Source organism: Enterobacter sp. N5-15, from assembly GCF_057221635.1.
Genome location: NZ_CM170150.1, coordinates 4,137,272 through 4,153,283, shown reverse-complemented (window position 1 = coordinate 4,153,283; position 16,012 = coordinate 4,137,272). Strand labels below are relative to the sequence as shown.

Here is a 16,012-nt window from a genome sequence, read left to right as displayed (position 1 = left end):
CCTTAGACGATCGGGTTGTGGACGGTGACGAGCTTCGATCCGTCCGGGAAGGTGGCTTCGACCTGAATATCCGGGATCATCTCCGGGACGCCCTCCATGACCTGGTCGCGCCTCAGGACGTGGCGGCCCGCCTCCATCAGCGAGGCGACGGTTTCGCCGTCGCGCGCGCCTTCCATGATGAAGGCGCTGATCAGCGCGACCGATTCCGGGTAATTGAGCTTTACCCCGCGCGCAAGGCGGCGTTCGGCAACCAGCGCGGCGGTGAACAGCAACAGCTTGTCTTTTTCTCTGGGGGTCAGTTCCATAACGTTTCTCTTATGTCTGCCAGATACGCGGCGAACAGGCGGGTTTGGTAGTGAGAAGCGGGCGAAGCGACTGCCAGATATCGCGCATCGCCCGCTGGCAAATCAGGTTGTCGTGGGAGAGAAAACGCACCGACAGCAGGTCATCGGTGAGCGTTGCACCCGCATAATTTTCCAGCGGTGCGAGCCGTTCGCGCACCGCGTCGAGATGTTCTTCCCGGGCTGGGTAGAACAGTAGCGTGCCGATCCACGGATGCCCGGCGACGGGCGTGAGATCGCCGTCGCTAAGATGCTGGCGCTCAATCAGGCGCGGCTCATCATCTACCCACACCTCAAGGCGGCTCTCCAGCGTGCCGTGGCTGAAGGCTTCGTTTATCACCGGGCGACCCAGACAGTACAGCTCCCACGCCAGCAGCGTGCTGGAGGCCTTCAGATGAAAAACGGAGCGCAGCGCGGCATTCGCGCCGGGAAATATAATGGTGTCCTGCGGCAGCCACTCGAGGGTGGAATCTTCCTCGAGGTAAAAATGCTGGCTCAGACGAGCCTGCGGGCCGCTGCTGCGATAGAACTTGCTGGCGCCGGGCATGGTGATAAGCACATGGCTTTTGGCGTCCAGCCGAACGGAAATGTCCAGCGTATCGCCGCCAACAATCCCGCCGGGCGGGTGCAGCAGGTAAAGGTGGCAGGTTTCCCCTTCGGGGTAAAACGGACGTTGAACGGTGAGCGGCCCGACGTGGTGGGCGGAGTGCAGGAGGGTTTTCTCAGGGGTGTGACAAAACTGCAGGGCAAGCGATGCCTGCCAGCCTTTATACGTATTATCAGTGACCTGAGCTGCTAACATGCTGCATCCATTTCCACACCATCGGGATACGTTTCAGTATGCCCTGGCGGAAATGAAGCCTGTCATATGAGTCGCTTATGGATAAAACGGCTCATGTGATTTTCGCCCGGCGGCGCTACGCTTGCACGGGCCTACAAGATAATGCGCAGTGTAGGCCGGGTAAGCGCAGCGCCACCCGGCAGGAAAGGCTAGCGATAATCCTCCGCATCCACATCATACCCGGACGGTTCCCAGCGGATCGCCAGCAGCGACGCCAGGCCGATAAACGGCGCCAGCGCAATCACCCAGAACACGGCGGTATCCAGCGAGGCGACCAGCAGCGGGAACAGGAACAGCGACAGCGTCGAGCTGCTGCGCATCAGCGTCTGGTTGAGACCCACGCCCACGCCGCGCAGGGAGGTCGGGTAGCTCAGCGAGGCAAACGTCATGGTATGCGCGCCCGGGCCGAAGCCCTGACCGAACAGGAATAGCGCCAGCATCGCGACCGCGAGCACCCCTTCAGAGGCGCCTTCAGGGCGGCCAATCAGCGCCAGACCCAGCAGCGCCACAAGCTGGCAGGCATAACCCGCAAGCGACATCCGCCAGGCGCCGAAGCGCGGCACGTAGCGTACCGCCAGCAGTCCGCCGACGAAGGCAAACAGCAGGTTAAGCACCAGAGAAATGAGTATGGTGGTGAGCATCGACTGGACAAAGAAGCTGGAGATGATCACAGGCAGACCAAACGCCACGGCGTTATAGGCAAACGACGAGACCACGGAAAGCAGCGTGGCGAGCGTCGTGCGGCGTAAGTAGATGCCGCGGAACAGGTTCAGATAGTTTGACCATTTCGCTTTATTCACGACGGGTGCGGGCTGGCTGAGCGCGTCCTGCGGCACGTGGGCATTGATGTTATACGACTGGCGTAAAATGGACGCCGCCTCTTTCAGGTTGCCCTGATTCGCCGCCCAGACCGGAGATTCGCTCATATAGCGGCTGCGGATGGCGATAATCACCAGCGCGGGCACCGCGCCGAAGCCCAGGATCAAACGCCACAACCAGTCGCTGTGGCTTTCCGGCAGCACGGCGTAGAAGAAAAGCACCAGCAGGTAGGAGATGCTGATGGCGGCATACCAGGTGGGGCACCACATCGCGACGCTGGAAGCCTTATTTCCGGGCCCTTTCAGCCTGGCGAACTCGCTTAAAAACGCCATCGCCACGGGAAGGTCGATCCCCACGCCGAGCCCCATCACAAAGCGCGCGCCCGCGAGCACATATTCGTTCGGGGCGAAAGCACAGGCGATAGCGGCGACGACGAAGAAGACCATATCAGCCATAAAGACGCGGTAGCGCCCGATTTTATCCGTAAGATAGCCGCCGAGCAGCGCCCCGACGATGGCACCAAAGGTAATCGCCGAGGCTACCATGCCGGTACCGGCGGGCGTCAGGTTAAATTCGCGGGTGATGTCTTTAATGCCGAACGCCAGCGCGCCGAGATCGTAGGCGTCGAGGAAAATGCCGCCCAGCGCGATACCGACCACGATACGGGCGTTTGTCCGGCCCTGAGAACCGTCATTAACGAGGCGTGATACATCCGATGCGCTACGCACCCACTTGATGTCGCCATCCGGGGTGCTTCCTGCCGTTGAAAGGGGAGTGGTGTCTGTGATTTCAGCCATTTTCTTCTTATGTGGTTGTGTTGTGTCCCTAACAGTTACCACAGGCAGAAGGTGACCAAAATCACATTTGGCTATAAGGCATAACTAACCCTTTGGAACGTCTTTTTTCTTCCTCTTGAGCTTCGTCCAGATTTTGGTCTCCTGACGACGCCACAGGCGCTGGATATTGTCGTGATGACGCAGCAGGATAAGACAGGAGAGCATCGACACCGGGAAGGTGAACTGGGGTTTGAACCACCAGACGTAGAACGGCGCGATCAGCGCGCTGACGATAGCGCCCAGCGACGAATAGCCGCTCAGCAGAATAGTCAGAAGCCAGGTCCCGGCCATGACGCCGGTTAAGTCCCAGCCGATGGGCGCAATGGCACCAAAGGCGGTCGCCACACCTTTGCCGCCTTTAAAGCCGAAGAATACGGGCCAGATGTGGCCGACGCAGGCAGCAATAGCAATGAGCCCCAGCCAGAACGGCGTGACGCCCAGCGCATACGCGCCCCAGACGGGTAGCATCCCTTTCAGAACATCAAAAATCAAAACCGCTACGGCTGCTCCCTTGCCGCCAATTCGTAGTACGTTGGTCGCCCCCGGATTCCCGGAACCATTTTCACGCGGGTCAGGTAACCCGGCAATGCGGCAGACCAGAATGGCGCTGGAGATTGAGCCGCAAAGATAGGCGAGGAGGATCATTCCAGGCGCGATTGCACTCATAACGCTGTTCCGTTTTGAAAAGGTATCTGTATTCTCAGCATCTGTGGATAATACGCATAATTCGCCGGAAGTGGTATCCGGTTTAGCCAAAAAGCAGGCAGGTCGTGATGGATATTGTATTTATAGAGCAACTTTCGGTAATCACCACAATTGGTGTTTACGACTGGGAACAGACCATCGAGCAGAAACTGGTGTTCGATATCGAAATGGGATGGGATAACCGCAAATCGGCAAAAAGCGATGACGTGAACGACTGTCTGAGCTATGCCGACATCAGTGAAACGGTCATCGCCCACGTTGAAGGGCAACGTTTTGCGCTCGTCGAACGGGTGGCGGAAGAAGTCGCAGAGTTGCTGCTGAAAAAATTCAACTCACCGTGGGTGCGCATCAAGCTGAGCAAGCCGGGAGCGGTGGCGCGCGCCGCCAATGTTGGCGTCATCATTGAGCGTGGCACAAATCTGAAAGGCAAGAATTAACGTCATAATTGCTAAACCATTTTAGGTTATACCGGTCTCAAGACTGTATCTTATCGGTTGTCCGTATGTGACACCGTTTTTTTATATCTTTTTTAGGGGTTTATAGATGAGCGATATGCACTCGCTGCTGGTGGCGGCAATACTGGGTGTGGTCGAAGGATTGACGGAGTTTTTGCCGGTTTCCAGTACGGGCCATATGATTATCGTTGGCCATCTGCTGGGCTTTGAAGGGGATACCGCGAAAACGTTTGAAGTGGTGATCCAGCTGGGGTCTATTCTGGCAGTAGTCGTGATGTTCTGGCGTCGCCTGTTTGGCCTGATCGGCATCCATTTTGGTCGTCCGCCTCAGCACGAGGGGGCCGGTAAAGGTCGTCTGTCACTGATCCATATTCTGCTCGGGATGATCCCTGCGGTGGTGCTGGGCCTGGTTTTCCACGACGCCATCAAATCTCTGTTTAACCCGATTAACGTGATGTACGCGCTGGTGGTGGGGGGCTTCCTGCTGATCGCCGCGGAAGTACTGAAGCCAAAAACGCCGCGCGCGGAAGGTCTGGACGATATGACGTATCGTCAGGCGTTTATCATTGGCTGCTTCCAGTGTCTGGCGCTGTGGCCGGGCTTCTCGCGTTCAGGTGCTACCATCTCCGGCGGGATGCTGATGGGCGTAAGCCGTTACGCCGCGTCAGAGTTCTCGTTCCTGCTGGCGGTGCCGATGATGATGGGCGCCACCGTACTCGACGTCTATAAGAGCTATCACTTCCTGACGGCTGGCGACATTCCGATGTTCGCCGTCGGCTTCATCACCGCCTTTATCGTGGCGCTGATTGCCATCAAAACCTTCCTGCAGTTGATTAAGCGTATCTCGTTTATTCCGTTCGCGATCTATCGCTTTATCGTGGCGGCTGCGGTGTACGTGGTCTTCTTCTGACCGATGGCCCTCAGTCTTTCGGCTGAGGGCAATGCTTTTCCTTCCAGTCCGACACCGCCTGAATTCGCCGTTTCGTGAGTTCTTCGCGAATTTCCGGTCCTTTGAATCCTGCTTCGACAACGTCCTTCGTGGGCACCGCTTTCGCGACGTCCCAGGCTTTACGCAGTAAACGTCCCTGCGGGTAATCGCACGCTTCAAACCCGGTACGACCGCGCACGTCAGCTTCGCTGGTCAGCGCAATTTGCTCTACGCGCTGGGGTTTGCGCCAGGCGTCGATATTATCGAAAAGCTTAACGATGGTAGCCGGTTTCAGGATCGGGAAGGTGTGGATCAGATCGTGGAACTCGGCCACCAGTTTCGCCAGATCGCGGATCTCGTTCGGCACGCGCAGACGCTGGCACAGACCCTCGACCAGCTTCACCCCTGCCGGGCCGTGCCCGTGGTGGCGAGGCCAGAATTCTTTTGGCGTTAAGCCTTTGCCAAGATCGTGGCACAGGGTGGAAAAGCGCACGTCCACGTCAGGGCTGAGCATGGCCGCCATGCTCAGCGTCATCAGCGTGTGTACGCCGGTATCAATTTCCGGGTGCCATTTTGCGGGGGCTGGTACGCCAAACAGCGCGTCTATTTCCGGGAACAGCACCTTCAGCGCGCCGCAGTCGCGCAGGACCTGGAAAAAGACCTGCGGGTTGCGCGTGGTGAGCGCATTTTCCGTCTCTTTCCAGACGCGCTCTGGCGTCAGGTGTTCAAGCTCGCCCGCCTCGGTCATGGCGGTCATCAGCGCCATTGTCTCGTCGGCAATACGGAAGCTGAGATGGGCGTAACGCGCGGCAAAACGCGCCACGCGCAGCACGCGGAGCGGATCTTCAGAAAACGCCGGGGAAACGTGACGTAAAAGACGGTTGCGCAGATCGTCCTGACCGCCATAGGCGTCAACGATCTGCCCGTGCTCGTCCTGCGCCAGCGCGTTGATGGTGAGATCGCGGCGCAGGAGATCTTGCTCCAGCGTCACGTCCGGCGCGGCATAGCAGGTGAAGCCCGTATAGCCCGAGCCCGATTTCCGCTCGGTACGCGCCAGGGCATACTCTTCACGGCTTTTCGGGTGCAGGAAAACGGGAAAATCGCGGCCTACCTGCTGGTAGCCCGCGTCGAGCATCTCTTCAGGGGTGGCACCAACCACCACCCAGTCTTTATCTTTGACCGGCAGACCTAACAACGCATCACGTACCGCACCACCGACCAGATAACTCTTCACGCCCAACTCTCCCGTTTTCTCTTTTCCAGAATGATACGTAAGTCTGGCAGAGAAGACGAATTAGTTCATCCAGCGGTCTTTACGCTTACGGCTTGGGATCAGATGCGGCAGCACCAGACCCAGAACCAGACCCACGCCCAGCACGCCGCCGCCATACATAAACCACTGCATGATAATGGTGCGCTGTTTGTCGTCGAGCTGCAGATTGGCGGCATTCACCTTCTTCTGCGCGACAATCAGCTCGTTTTTCAGTTTCTGGTTCTCTTCTTTCAGACCGTTAATCACACCGTCGCTTTGCGCCACTTTCTGCTGCATTTCAGCGGTGCGCTGGTTCCAGGTGCCGTCGATGTTGTTCAGCTTGTCGGTCAGAGTTTTCACCTGGTTTTCCAGATCCGGCACGCGCGTGCGCAGGCTTGGCACGGTGCTCAGCTCTTTCAGCGGGATCCAGGAAGTACGACCGGTACTGTCGCGAACCTGACCATAGTTGGTGTCCGCGTTGGTTTGTAACAGGGTGACTTCCTCGCCGGCATTCACCGTGCCCACGAGGCGATAATTATCTCCGGGGCCACTGCGTACCCAGGTGTTCAGTTCGTCAGAAACGTAACGCTTCTCTTCAGCGTGCACTGCGGTTGCGGCGCTAAAAGCGAGTAAAGTAAGTCCAATCAGGCGTAATTTAAGCATCATTAGTCGTTATTTTCATAAATAGTGGAACGATAGTAGTGGCAACAGTGTCTCTACGCAAAGCATTCGTCAGCAATCAGAATCATCTGTGTCACGACTCTACAGATTTACGCCCGACAAATTGCTCATTGCATGGCAATTTGGCGCAAAATACTATGTACTGACAAACAAATGGCGAGGAAGTTCGCCCTCATTGACGCGTCTGTGACGCACGCAAAAGTACAAGGCTATGGCACAAGAAATCGAATTAAAGTTTATCGTCGAAAAAGACAGCGTTGACGCACTCCGCCAGCATCTGCATACGCTTTCCGGCGAACACCATGCACCGGTACAACTGCTTAATATCTATTACGAAACGCCAGACAACTGGCTTCGCCGCCACGATATGGGGCTGCGCATCCGCGGTGTGAGCGGGCATTACGAGATGACGATGAAAATTGCCGGCCGCGTGGTCGGCGGTTTACACCAGCGCCCGGAATACAATATCGACATCAGCAAGCCAGAACTTGAGCTGGAACGCTTCCCGGCGGAAGTCTGGCCGGAAGGCGAGCTGCCTTCCACGCTGGCGGAACAGGTACAGCCGCTGTTCAGCACCGATTTCTGGCGCGAAAAATGGCTGGTGACCGAAGGCAAAAGCCGCATCGAAATTGCCCTCGATCTGGGGGAAGTGAAGGCGGGCGAGTTCCAGGAGCCGATTTGCGAACTGGAGCTTGAGCTGCTGGAAGGGGACGCAAATGACGTGCTGAAGCTGGCGCGCAGGCTGGTGAACCAGTCCGGATTACGTCAGGGAAGCCTGAGTAAAGCCGCGCGGGGTTACCATCTGGCCGCCGGAAATGCACCGCGCGTGCTGAAAGAGACGACCATCCTGCACGTTGCGCCGAAAGCCAGCGTTGAGCAGGGTCTGGAAGCCGCGCTGGAGCTGGCGCTTTCTCAGTGGCAGTACCATGAAGAGCTGTGGGTGCGAAATGTGAAAAACGCGAAATCCCACGTGCTGGCGGCGATTGCTCTGGTGCGCCATACCCTGACGCTGTTCGGCGGTATTGTTCCTCGCAAAGCGAGCGCTCACTTACGTGACTTGCTGACGCAAACCGAAACGCTGATGCTCTCCGACGTATCGGCGCAAACGGCGATCTACAGCCCGCAAGCCGCGACGGCAAAACTGGCGCTGACCGAGTTCCTGGTGACGCGCGGCTGGCGCGCCTTCCTGGATGCGAAAGCAGAGGCCAAAATCGCGGAAAACTTTAAGCGTTTCGCGGATATTCATCTTTCCCGTCATGCCGCTGAACTGAAGACTACGTTTGCTTACCCGCTGGGCGATCAATATGGCGATCAGCTTCCCCGTCTGTCGCGGAACATCGACAGCATGGTGCTGCTGTCCGGTGCCTATGACGGCGTGAAGGCGCAGGCCTGGCTGGAGAACTGGCAGGGTCTGAAGCATGCCATTGAAACCCGCCAGCATATTGAGATTGAGCATTTCCGTAACGAGGCCATTTCGCAGGAGCCGTTCTGGCTGCACAGCGGAAAACGTTAACTCTGGCAAGGAACCCCTATAATGCCGCTTTCTTCAGCGTTACAGCAGCAGTGGCAGACCGTTTGCGAACGTCTGCCTGAGTCATTACCGGCGTCATCATTAAGCGAGCAGGCGAAGAGCGTGCTCGCCTTCAGTGATTTTGTGCAGGAAAGTATCGCCGCCAACCCGGACTGGCTGGCAGAGCTTGAGAACGCGCCGCCGCAGGCGGACGAGTGGCGGCATTATGCCGGCTGGCTGCAAACCGCGCTCGAAGACGTTGCGGATGAAGCCACGCTGATGCGCGTCCTGCGCCAGTTCCGCCGTCGGGTGATGGTGCGCATTGCCTGGGCGCAGTCGCTTGAGCTGGTGAGCGAAGAGAGCACGCTGCAGCAGCTAAGCGAGCTGGCGCAAACGCTGATTGTCGCCGCGCGCGACTGGCTCTACGCCGCCTGCTGTAAAGAGTGGGGCACGCCGTGCAGTGAGGAAGGGGTTCCTCAGCCGCTGTTGATTCTGGGGATGGGCAAGCTGGGCGGCTGCGAGCTGAACTTCTCCTCCGACATCGACCTGATTTTTGCCTGGCCCGAGAACGGCTCCACGCGCGGCGGCCGTCGCGAGCTGGACAACGCCCAGTTCTTTACCCGCCTCGGTCAGCGTCTGATTAAGGCGCTGGATCAGCCCACGCAGGACGGTTTTGTTTACCGCGTGGACATGCGCCTGCGTCCGTTTGGCGACAGCGGCCCGCTGGTGCTGAGCTTTGCCGCGCTGGAAGATTATTACCAGGAGCAGGGGCGCGACTGGGAGCGCTATGCGATGGTTAAAGCGCGGATCATGGGCGACAGCGACGACGCTTACGCCAACGAGCTGCGCGCCATGCTGCGCCCGTTCGTGTTCCGTCGCTATATCGACTTCAGCGTGATCCAGTCCCTGCGTAACATGAAAGGAATGATCGCCCGTGAGGTGCGCCGTCGTGGTCTGAAGGACAACATTAAGCTCGGCGCGGGAGGCATTCGCGAAATCGAATTTATCGTTCAGGTCTTCCAGCTTATTCGCGGCGGCCGTGAGCCGTCGCTGCAGTCCCGCTCGCTGCTGCCGACGCTGAGCGCCATCGAGCAGCTGCACCTGCTGCCGGACGGCGACGCGCAAACCCTGCGCGAGGCCTATCTTTTCCTGCGCCGTCTGGAAAACCTGCTGCAAAGCATCAACGACGAACAGACCCAGACCCTGCCGGGCGATGACCTCAACCGGGCGCGTCTGGCCTGGGGCATGCGCGTGGACGACTGGTCAACGTTAACCGAACGGCTGGACGCCCACATGGCGGGCGTGCGCCGCATCTTTAACGAGCTGATCGGTGATGACGAAAGTGAATCGCAGGACGATGCGCTTTCCGAGCACTGGCGCGAGCTTTGGCAGGATGCGCTTCAGGAAGATGACACCACGCCGGTGCTGACGCACTTAACTGACGACGCCCGGCATCGCGTGGTGGCGCTGATCGCAGATTTCCGTCTTGAGCTGAACAAACGCGCCATCGGCCCGCGCGGTCGTCAGGTGCTGGATCACCTGATGCCGCACCTGCTGAGCGAGGTCTGCTCGCGGGCGGACGCGCCGGTGCCGCTGTCGCGCATGATGCCGCTGCTGAGCGGGATTATCACGCGTACCACCTATCTGGAGCTCCTGAGCGAGTTCCCCGGCGCGCTGAAGCACCTGATTACGCTCTGCGCCGCGTCGCCAATGGTGGCCAACAAGCTGGCGCGTTACCCGCTGCTGCTGGATGAGCTGCTCGATCCGAACACGCTGTATCAGCCAACGGCGACGGATGCCTACCGGGACGAGCTGCGTCAGTATCTGCTGCGCGTGCCGGAAGAAGACGAAGAGCAACAGCTGGAGGCGCTGCGTCAGTTTAAGCAGGCGCAGATGCTGCGCGTGGCGGCGGCGGATATCGCCGGAACGCTGCCGGTGATGAAAGTGAGCGATCACTTAACCTGGCTGGCAGAGGCAATCATCGACGCGGTAGTGCATCAGGCGTGGGTGCAGATGGTGGCGCGCTACGGCCAGCCGAAACACCTGGCCGATCGTGAAGGACGCGGCTTCGCGGTCGTGGGGTACGGCAAGCTCGGCGGCTGGGAGCTGGGCTATAGCTCCGATCTGGATTTAATCTTCCTGCACGACTGCCCGGTTGACGTGATGACCGACGGCGAGCGTGAGATTGACGGGCGTCAGTTCTATCTGCGCCTGGCGCAGCGCATCATGCACCTGTTCAGTACCCGCACCTCGTCGGGCATTTTGTATGAAGTGGATGCGCGCCTGCGTCCGTCCGGCGCGGCGGGCATGCTGGTGACCTCAACGGACTCCTTCGCCGATTACCAGAAGAACGAAGCCTGGACGTGGGAGCATCAGGCGCTGGTGCGCGCTCGCGTGGTGTATGGCGATCCGCCGCTCAAAACGCAGTTTGACGTCATCCGCAGGGAGGTTATGACCACCGTGCGTGATGGCAGCACGCTGCAAACGGAAGTGCGCGAAATGCGCGAGAAAATGCGCGCGCATCTCGGCAATAAACATCGCGATCGCTTTGATATTAAAGCCGACGAGGGCGGGATTACCGATATTGAATTCATCACCCAGTATCTGGTGCTGCTGCACGCCCACGACAAGCCGAAGCTGACGCGCTGGTCCGATAACGTTCGCATTCTGGAACTGCTGGCGCAAAACGACATCATGGACGAGCAGGAGGCGCAGGCCTTAACCCGCGCCTACACGACGCTTCGCGATGAGCTTCATCACCTGGCGCTGCAGGAGGAACCGGGGCACGTGGCGCTGGACAGTTTTGCTCATGAACGTGCTCAGGTAACGGCCAGCTGGCAGAAGTGGCTGGTGGAACCGTGCGTAACAAATCAAGTGTGATATTATCGCGCGCAAATTGTGAATCTTTCTGGAGTCAGGAATGAAAGTAACACTGCCAGAGTTTGAACGTGCTGGGGTAATGGTTGTTGGGGATGTGATGCTGGATCGCTACTGGTATGGGCCGACCAGCCGCATCTCTCCGGAAGCACCGGTACCGGTGGTTAAGGTCGACACCATTGAAGAGCGTCCCGGCGGCGCGGCAAACGTGGCGATGAACATTGCCTCTCTGGGCGCGCAGTCGCGTCTGGTTGGCCTGACCGGCATCGACGATGCGGCGCGCGCGCTGAGCAAGTCGCTGGCGGACGTGAACGTGAAGTGCGACTTCGTTTCTGTTCCGACCCACCCGACCATCACCAAGCTGCGCGTGCTGTCTCGCAACCAGCAGCTGATCCGCCTCGACTTTGAAGAAGGTTTCGAGGGCGTCGATCCCGAGCCGCTGCACGAGCGTATCAACCAGGCGCTGGGCAATATCGGCGCGCTGGTGCTGTCCGACTACGCCAAAGGCGCGCTGGCCAGTGTGAAGACGATGATTCAGCTGGCGCGTAAAGCCAACGTGCCGGTGCTGATCGACCCGAAAGGGACCGATTTTGAGCGCTATCGCGGCGCAACCCTGCTGACGCCAAACCTCTCCGAGTTTGAAGCGGTGGCGGGCAAGTGCAAAACCGAGGAAGAGCTGGTTGAGCGCGGCATGAAGATTATTGCTGACTTTGAGCTGTCCGCGCTGCTGGTCACCCGCTCCGAGCAGGGGATGACGCTGCTGCAGCCGGGCAAAGCGCCGCTGCATATGCCAACCCAGGCGCAGGAAGTGTACGACGTGACCGGTGCCGGTGATACGGTGATCGGCGTGCTGGCGGCAACGCTGGCAGCAGGAAACTCGCTGGAAGAGGCGTGCTACTTCGCCAACGCCGCGGCGGGCGTGGTCGTCGGTAAGCTCGGGACCTCAACCGTTTCGCCAATTGAGCTGGAAAACGCGGTGCGCGGTCGTGCCGATACCGGTTTTGGCGTCATGACCGAAGACGAGCTTAAAGTGGCCGTCGCCGCCGCGCGCAAGCGTGGTGAAAAAGTGGTGATGACCAACGGCGTGTTTGACATCCTGCACGCGGGCCACGTTTCGTATCTGGCGAACGCGCGCAAGCTGGGCGATCGCCTGATTGTGGCGGTCAACAGCGATGCGTCGACGAAGCGCCTGAAGGGGGAAACGCGTCCGGTGAACCCGCTCGAGCAGCGCATGATTGTGCTCGGCGCGCTGGAAGCGGTGGACTGGGTGGTGTCGTTTGAAGAAGACACGCCGCAGCGCCTGATTGCCGGCATTCTGCCGGACCTGCTGGTAAAAGGCGGGGATTACAAGCCGGAGCAAATCGCGGGTAGCGAAGAGGTCTGGGCCAACGGCGGCGAGGTGATGGTGCTCAACTTTGAGGACGGGTGCTCAACCACCAACATCATCAAGAAGATCCAGAAAGACAGTCAGTAAAAAACGGGCCAGTTGGCCCGTTTTTTATGTCGCGTGGCGGCTGCGCCTTACCCGACATACGCGTTCATGTAGGCCCGGTAAGGCGTAGCCGCCACCGGGCACAACAGGCCGCACTTACTCCTGGTCGTCCACCGGTGGAATAGCCGGTGCCGGCTTCACTTCTTCCGGTGCATTACGGTTTTCCAGCTCGGTCAGACGCTGTTCCAGCAGCGCCAGCTTCTCGCGGGTGCGCAGCAGAACCTGGGTCTGCACGTCAAACTCTTCGCGGCTGACTAAATCAAGGCGAACCAACTGCGCCTGCAGCGTCTGGCGGATTTTCTTTTCTACGTCATCACCAAATTCACGAATGCCTTTTGGCATAGATTCATGAACCTGACGCGCGATCTGCTCAATTTTTTTCGGGTCAATCATTGTCGTTTCCCTTGATGGAAAGGTGTTAGTGTCCATTGTAGCGCGTCATGCCCGGGGTAAACAAAATTGTTTGATGCTTATGCATTGCCCAGGATAATCAATAGCGTTATAGTTATCTCGCTTATTCTCAGGGCGGGGCGAAATTCCCCACCGGCGGTAAATCAGCGTGACGCTGAAAGCCCGCGAGCGCTTTGGGTGAAAACTCAAAGGTCAGCAGATCCGGTGTAATTCCGGGGCCGACGGTTAGAGTCCGGATGGGAGAGAGTAACGATCCAGTCGGGCATGGGCCCGCTCACGTTATCTTTTTGCCGCTTATACGGCGCTCCTAAGACTGCCCTGATTCTGGTAACCATAAAGTTAATGAGGTTTTTTTACCATGAATCAGACGCTACTTTCCTCTTTTGGTACTTCAACTCAACGTGTTGAACATGCACTGGATGCACTGCGCGAAGGCCGCGGTGTGATGGTGCTTGACGATGAAAACCGTGAAAACGAAGGCGACATGATTTTCGCCGCCGAAAACATGACCGTTGAACAGATGGCGCTGACCATCCGTCACGGCAGCGGCATCGTATGCCTGTGTATTAATGAAGATCGTCGTAAGCAGCTCGAGCTGCCGATGATGGTCGAAAACAACACCAGCGCCTTTGGTACCGGTTTTACCGTGACCATTGAAGCGGCGCATGGCGTGACCACCGGTGTGTCTGCGGCTGACCGTCTGACCACCGTACGTGCCGCGATTGCAGACGGTGCGAAGCCATCCGATCTGCACCGTCCAGGCCACGTCTTCCCACTGCGTGCGCAGGCGGGCGGCGTGCTGACCCGCGGCGGCCACACCGAAGCGACCATCGACCTGGTGACGCTGGCAGGCTTCAAACCTGCAGGCGTGCTGTGCGAACTGACCAACGATGATGGCACCATGGCGCGCGCGCCGGAGTGCATCACCTTTGCGCGTCTGCACAACATGCCGGTGGTCACGATTGAAGATCTGGTTGAGTATCGCCAGGCGCACGAGCGCAAAGCTAGCTGAAATGGCTGATATGAAAAAAGCCGGGGAAACCCGGCTTTTGTGTTTTTAGTGATAGTTAATTTTGAACAGCACCACCGTTTCGAACGGGCCGGACTGGATCGCTTTTCCTTCGACCGGCGACAGCTCTGCGGTGTAATCCTGCTGATACTGCAGCGTGCTGCCCGTAAAATCCGCGTATTCGTTGTAGTGGTTAAAGGCATAGGGCTCGGTCCCGTTAAGGATCCTCAGCTTCAGGCCATTGCCTATCAGCAGCGCGGTATCGTTGGCGGTCAGCGATTCACTCGTATAGAACGACGAATCCATTTTGAAGCCGTCTGAACATTGGGCATCCTGCACCTTCGTTGTCTTCACCGAAAAGGTCCGTTTACGCGTCTGTTGATTCACAATATCGCGCGCGCTAAAGGTGCCAAAATCAATCTCCTGGTTCTCAGGGAAAATGCTGAACGTCGCCCCGCAGTCCAGAACGGTGATGTTCTGCAGGCCGTTAATGTGATATTTGAGGTTTTTCGCGTCCGCCATCTGGTTCACGCCGCCTTTACCGTCAAACTGGACAACGATGTAATCGCCCAGCGAGCTGACGTAGCCGTGGGGCGGCATAGCTTTGATTTTTACGTAAAGGCGCAGACGAGCGATAAAGGTGCGTGAGGTGTGGATATCATCCGGATTACCGGAGCAAATGAGATTTTCCCAACCCATCTGACGGATTTGGGCCGGGGTATAAATCAGGATACCGTGGTTATCCAGACACTGCCGGGTGTCAACGCCGTTAGGCTGGCCGGTTGCATCATAATCCATCCCTTCATAGGTCACGCCAAGTTCATAATAGGGGTCCGAAGCGGCAGGGTAAGGGTTGACCCAGGCGTAGATATCTTCTTTTTCAAAACCGCTGACAACGTTGTGGTCGCACGTTACCGGGATTTTGATGTCATCCGACTCCCAAATTTTTTCACCCACCTGTGCATTACTGGGGATGGCAAACGGCGAGATGGTTTTGGTTTCTTCAACGGGACCGCCTGAGCCACCCAGATAGCAGTCGAGCGCCAATGCCTCTTTTAAAGGCAGCACCGAAACCAGCAGAATAAACAGAATGTTAGTGAGCTTTCGCATCTTTATCGATCTTCCGTTCGGTTAGCGTGCATTTAGCCGTTCCGGCGCACTGCGCGTCGACTTTTTTCAACGCACCGTAATCGTCGATGTAACCGACGCTGTAGTAGTTGCCGTGGTAATCACCGGTAGAGGTTGTCTCCGTTGCGAAAGGCGCGATCATCAGGCTGTCAAAGCCCGGCAGCATGGTCTTCGCATTCTTACTGAGCCACGCGAGGGTGATGTAATACGGCGTGGGGTTATGCACGGTTAGCCCTTTGACATTGGCTGAAATTTCCATGCGCATTTCCGCCAGTTCACCGGGCTTTTTGGTAATCGCTTTTGGACGCCAGAACAGCTTGATTCGGCTCTGCATCGCAACCTGCATGACGCTGCGTTCCTCGCTGGCGCTGCTGCTTTTCGGCGGCACTTCGCGCAGGTTGAAATAAAACAGAGATTCTCTGTCTTTCGGCAGTTGGCTGGTGGCCGCTTGCTTAACGATCCTAACCTGCGACGCGGAGCCCGCTTCAAGGCGTTGAATAGGGGGGAGCGCCATGAAATGCGTGTCTTCTTTGCGCCCCTTTTCATCTTCAATCCAGGAGAGCGCAAGATAAGGCAACGCCTTGCTCTGGTTTTCAACCTTCAGGCTGCTGGCTTTGTCGCTTTCCGGGAAGACAATGCGCGTGCGGTCGAGGTTTACGGCCGCGTGGGTGGTGAATGCTGTGCCGACCAGCATCAGGCACAGGCTTTTGAGTGAGGTTAATTTCAT

At 57.9% G+C, this 16,012-nt stretch carries 15 protein-coding genes and 1 riboswitch; of the genes, 6 read left to right on the top strand and 9 right to left on the bottom strand.

The window, feature by feature from the left end; translation table 11 throughout:
* Positions 1–2: 2 nt before the first annotated feature.
* The 4 genes from AC2TE5_RS19525 to plsY all read right to left on the bottom strand — a co-directional run bounded on the left by AC2TE5_RS19525 (position 3) and on the right by plsY (position 3,503).
* The gene (locus tag AC2TE5_RS19525) at positions 3–305 is read right to left on the bottom strand and encodes an urease subunit gamma (RefSeq protein WP_006811999.1); all 303 of its coding nucleotides are present in this window, start codon (positions 303–305) and stop codon (positions 3–5) included.
* 10 nt (positions 306–315) lie between these two features.
* Positions 316–1,143: an urease accessory protein UreD gene (locus tag AC2TE5_RS19520; RefSeq protein ID WP_213330254.1), complete on the bottom strand. Its 828-nt coding sequence runs from the start codon at positions 1,141–1,143 to the stop codon at positions 316–318.
* A 188-nt stretch (positions 1,144–1,331) separates the two neighbouring features.
* Complete coding sequence (locus AC2TE5_RS19515; protein WP_484612229.1) at positions 1,332–2,798, bottom strand: MFS transporter; 1,467 nt, start codon at positions 2,796–2,798, stop codon at positions 1,332–1,334.
* An 84-nt stretch (positions 2,799–2,882) separates the two neighbouring features.
* Positions 2,883–3,503 (bottom strand): glycerol-3-phosphate 1-O-acyltransferase PlsY, encoded by a 621-nt coding sequence (gene plsY / locus AC2TE5_RS19510; RefSeq protein WP_202773688.1) that lies wholly within the window; start codon positions 3,501–3,503, stop codon positions 2,883–2,885.
* 107 nt (positions 3,504–3,610) lie between these two features.
* Here plsY and folB point away from each other — a divergent pair, with 107 nt between their 5' ends.
* Complete coding sequence (folB, locus tag AC2TE5_RS19505; protein WP_023333447.1) at positions 3,611–3,979, top strand: bifunctional dihydroneopterin aldolase/7,8-dihydroneopterin epimerase; 369 nt, start codon at positions 3,611–3,613, stop codon at positions 3,977–3,979.
* Between the two features lie 106 nt (positions 3,980–4,085).
* Positions 4,086–4,907 (top strand): undecaprenyl-diphosphate phosphatase, encoded by an 822-nt coding sequence (gene bacA / locus AC2TE5_RS19500; RefSeq protein WP_023333446.1) that lies wholly within the window; start codon positions 4,086–4,088, stop codon positions 4,905–4,907.
* Between the two features lie 10 nt (positions 4,908–4,917).
* Here bacA and AC2TE5_RS19495 read toward each other — a convergent pair whose 3' ends face one another.
* Both AC2TE5_RS19495 and AC2TE5_RS19490 read right to left on the bottom strand, forming a co-directional pair.
* Positions 4,918–6,159: a multifunctional CCA addition/repair protein gene (locus AC2TE5_RS19495; RefSeq protein ID WP_024906483.1), complete on the bottom strand. Its 1,242-nt coding sequence runs from the start codon at positions 6,157–6,159 to the stop codon at positions 4,918–4,920.
* 60 nt (positions 6,160–6,219) lie between these two features.
* Positions 6,220–6,840, bottom strand: coding sequence for a TIGR04211 family SH3 domain-containing protein (locus AC2TE5_RS19490; RefSeq protein WP_024906484.1), 621 nt, complete (start codon positions 6,838–6,840; stop codon positions 6,220–6,222).
* Positions 6,841–7,069: 229 nt separating this feature from the next.
* Between AC2TE5_RS19490 and AC2TE5_RS19485 the strand changes: the two genes are divergently transcribed.
* From AC2TE5_RS19485 to hldE, 3 genes are read left to right on the top strand one after another with little or no spacing between them, the layout of a single operon-like run.
* Positions 7,070–8,371 (top strand): CYTH domain-containing protein, encoded by a 1,302-nt coding sequence (locus tag AC2TE5_RS19485; RefSeq protein WP_484612228.1) that lies wholly within the window; start codon positions 7,070–7,072, stop codon positions 8,369–8,371.
* A gap of 21 nt (positions 8,372–8,392) precedes the next feature.
* Positions 8,393–11,248, top strand: a complete 2,856-nt coding sequence (gene glnE / locus AC2TE5_RS19480; RefSeq protein WP_484612227.1) for a bifunctional [glutamate--ammonia ligase]-adenylyl-L-tyrosine phosphorylase/[glutamate--ammonia-ligase] adenylyltransferase — start codon at positions 8,393–8,395, stop codon at positions 11,246–11,248.
* A gap of 40 nt (positions 11,249–11,288) precedes the next feature.
* Positions 11,289–12,719: a bifunctional D-glycero-beta-D-manno-heptose-7-phosphate kinase/D-glycero-beta-D-manno-heptose 1-phosphate adenylyltransferase HldE gene (gene hldE, locus AC2TE5_RS19475; RefSeq protein WP_029740691.1), complete on the top strand. Its 1,431-nt coding sequence runs from the start codon at positions 11,289–11,291 to the stop codon at positions 12,717–12,719.
* 114 nt (positions 12,720–12,833) lie between these two features.
* Here the strand turns inward: hldE and ubiK are convergent, their stop codons facing one another.
* Complete coding sequence (ubiK, locus tag AC2TE5_RS19470) at positions 12,834–13,130, bottom strand: ubiquinone biosynthesis accessory factor UbiK (protein WP_014071796.1); 297 nt, start codon at positions 13,128–13,130, stop codon at positions 12,834–12,836.
* Positions 13,131–13,249: 119 nt separating this feature from the next.
* Positions 13,250–13,400: riboswitch (FMN riboswitch) on the top strand.
* Between the two features lie 106 nt (positions 13,401–13,506).
* Here ubiK and ribB point away from each other — a divergent pair.
* Entirely contained in the window at positions 13,507–14,160 is a 654-nt protein-coding gene (gene ribB / locus AC2TE5_RS19465) for a 3,4-dihydroxy-2-butanone-4-phosphate synthase (protein ID WP_484612226.1), read from the top strand.
* A gap of 45 nt (positions 14,161–14,205) precedes the next feature.
* Here ribB and AC2TE5_RS19460 read toward each other — a convergent pair whose 3' ends face one another.
* Together AC2TE5_RS19460 and AC2TE5_RS19455 are read right to left on the bottom strand one after the other, a co-directional pair.
* Complete coding sequence (locus AC2TE5_RS19460; RefSeq protein ID WP_213330250.1) at positions 14,206–15,267, bottom strand: fimbrial protein; 1,062 nt, start codon at positions 15,265–15,267, stop codon at positions 14,206–14,208.
* Positions 15,251–16,012: a fimbrial biogenesis chaperone gene (locus AC2TE5_RS19455; protein ID WP_484613366.1), complete on the bottom strand. Its 762-nt coding sequence runs from the start codon at positions 16,010–16,012 to the stop codon at positions 15,251–15,253. Before AC2TE5_RS19455 ends, AC2TE5_RS19460 begins: the two co-directional genes overlap by 17 nt.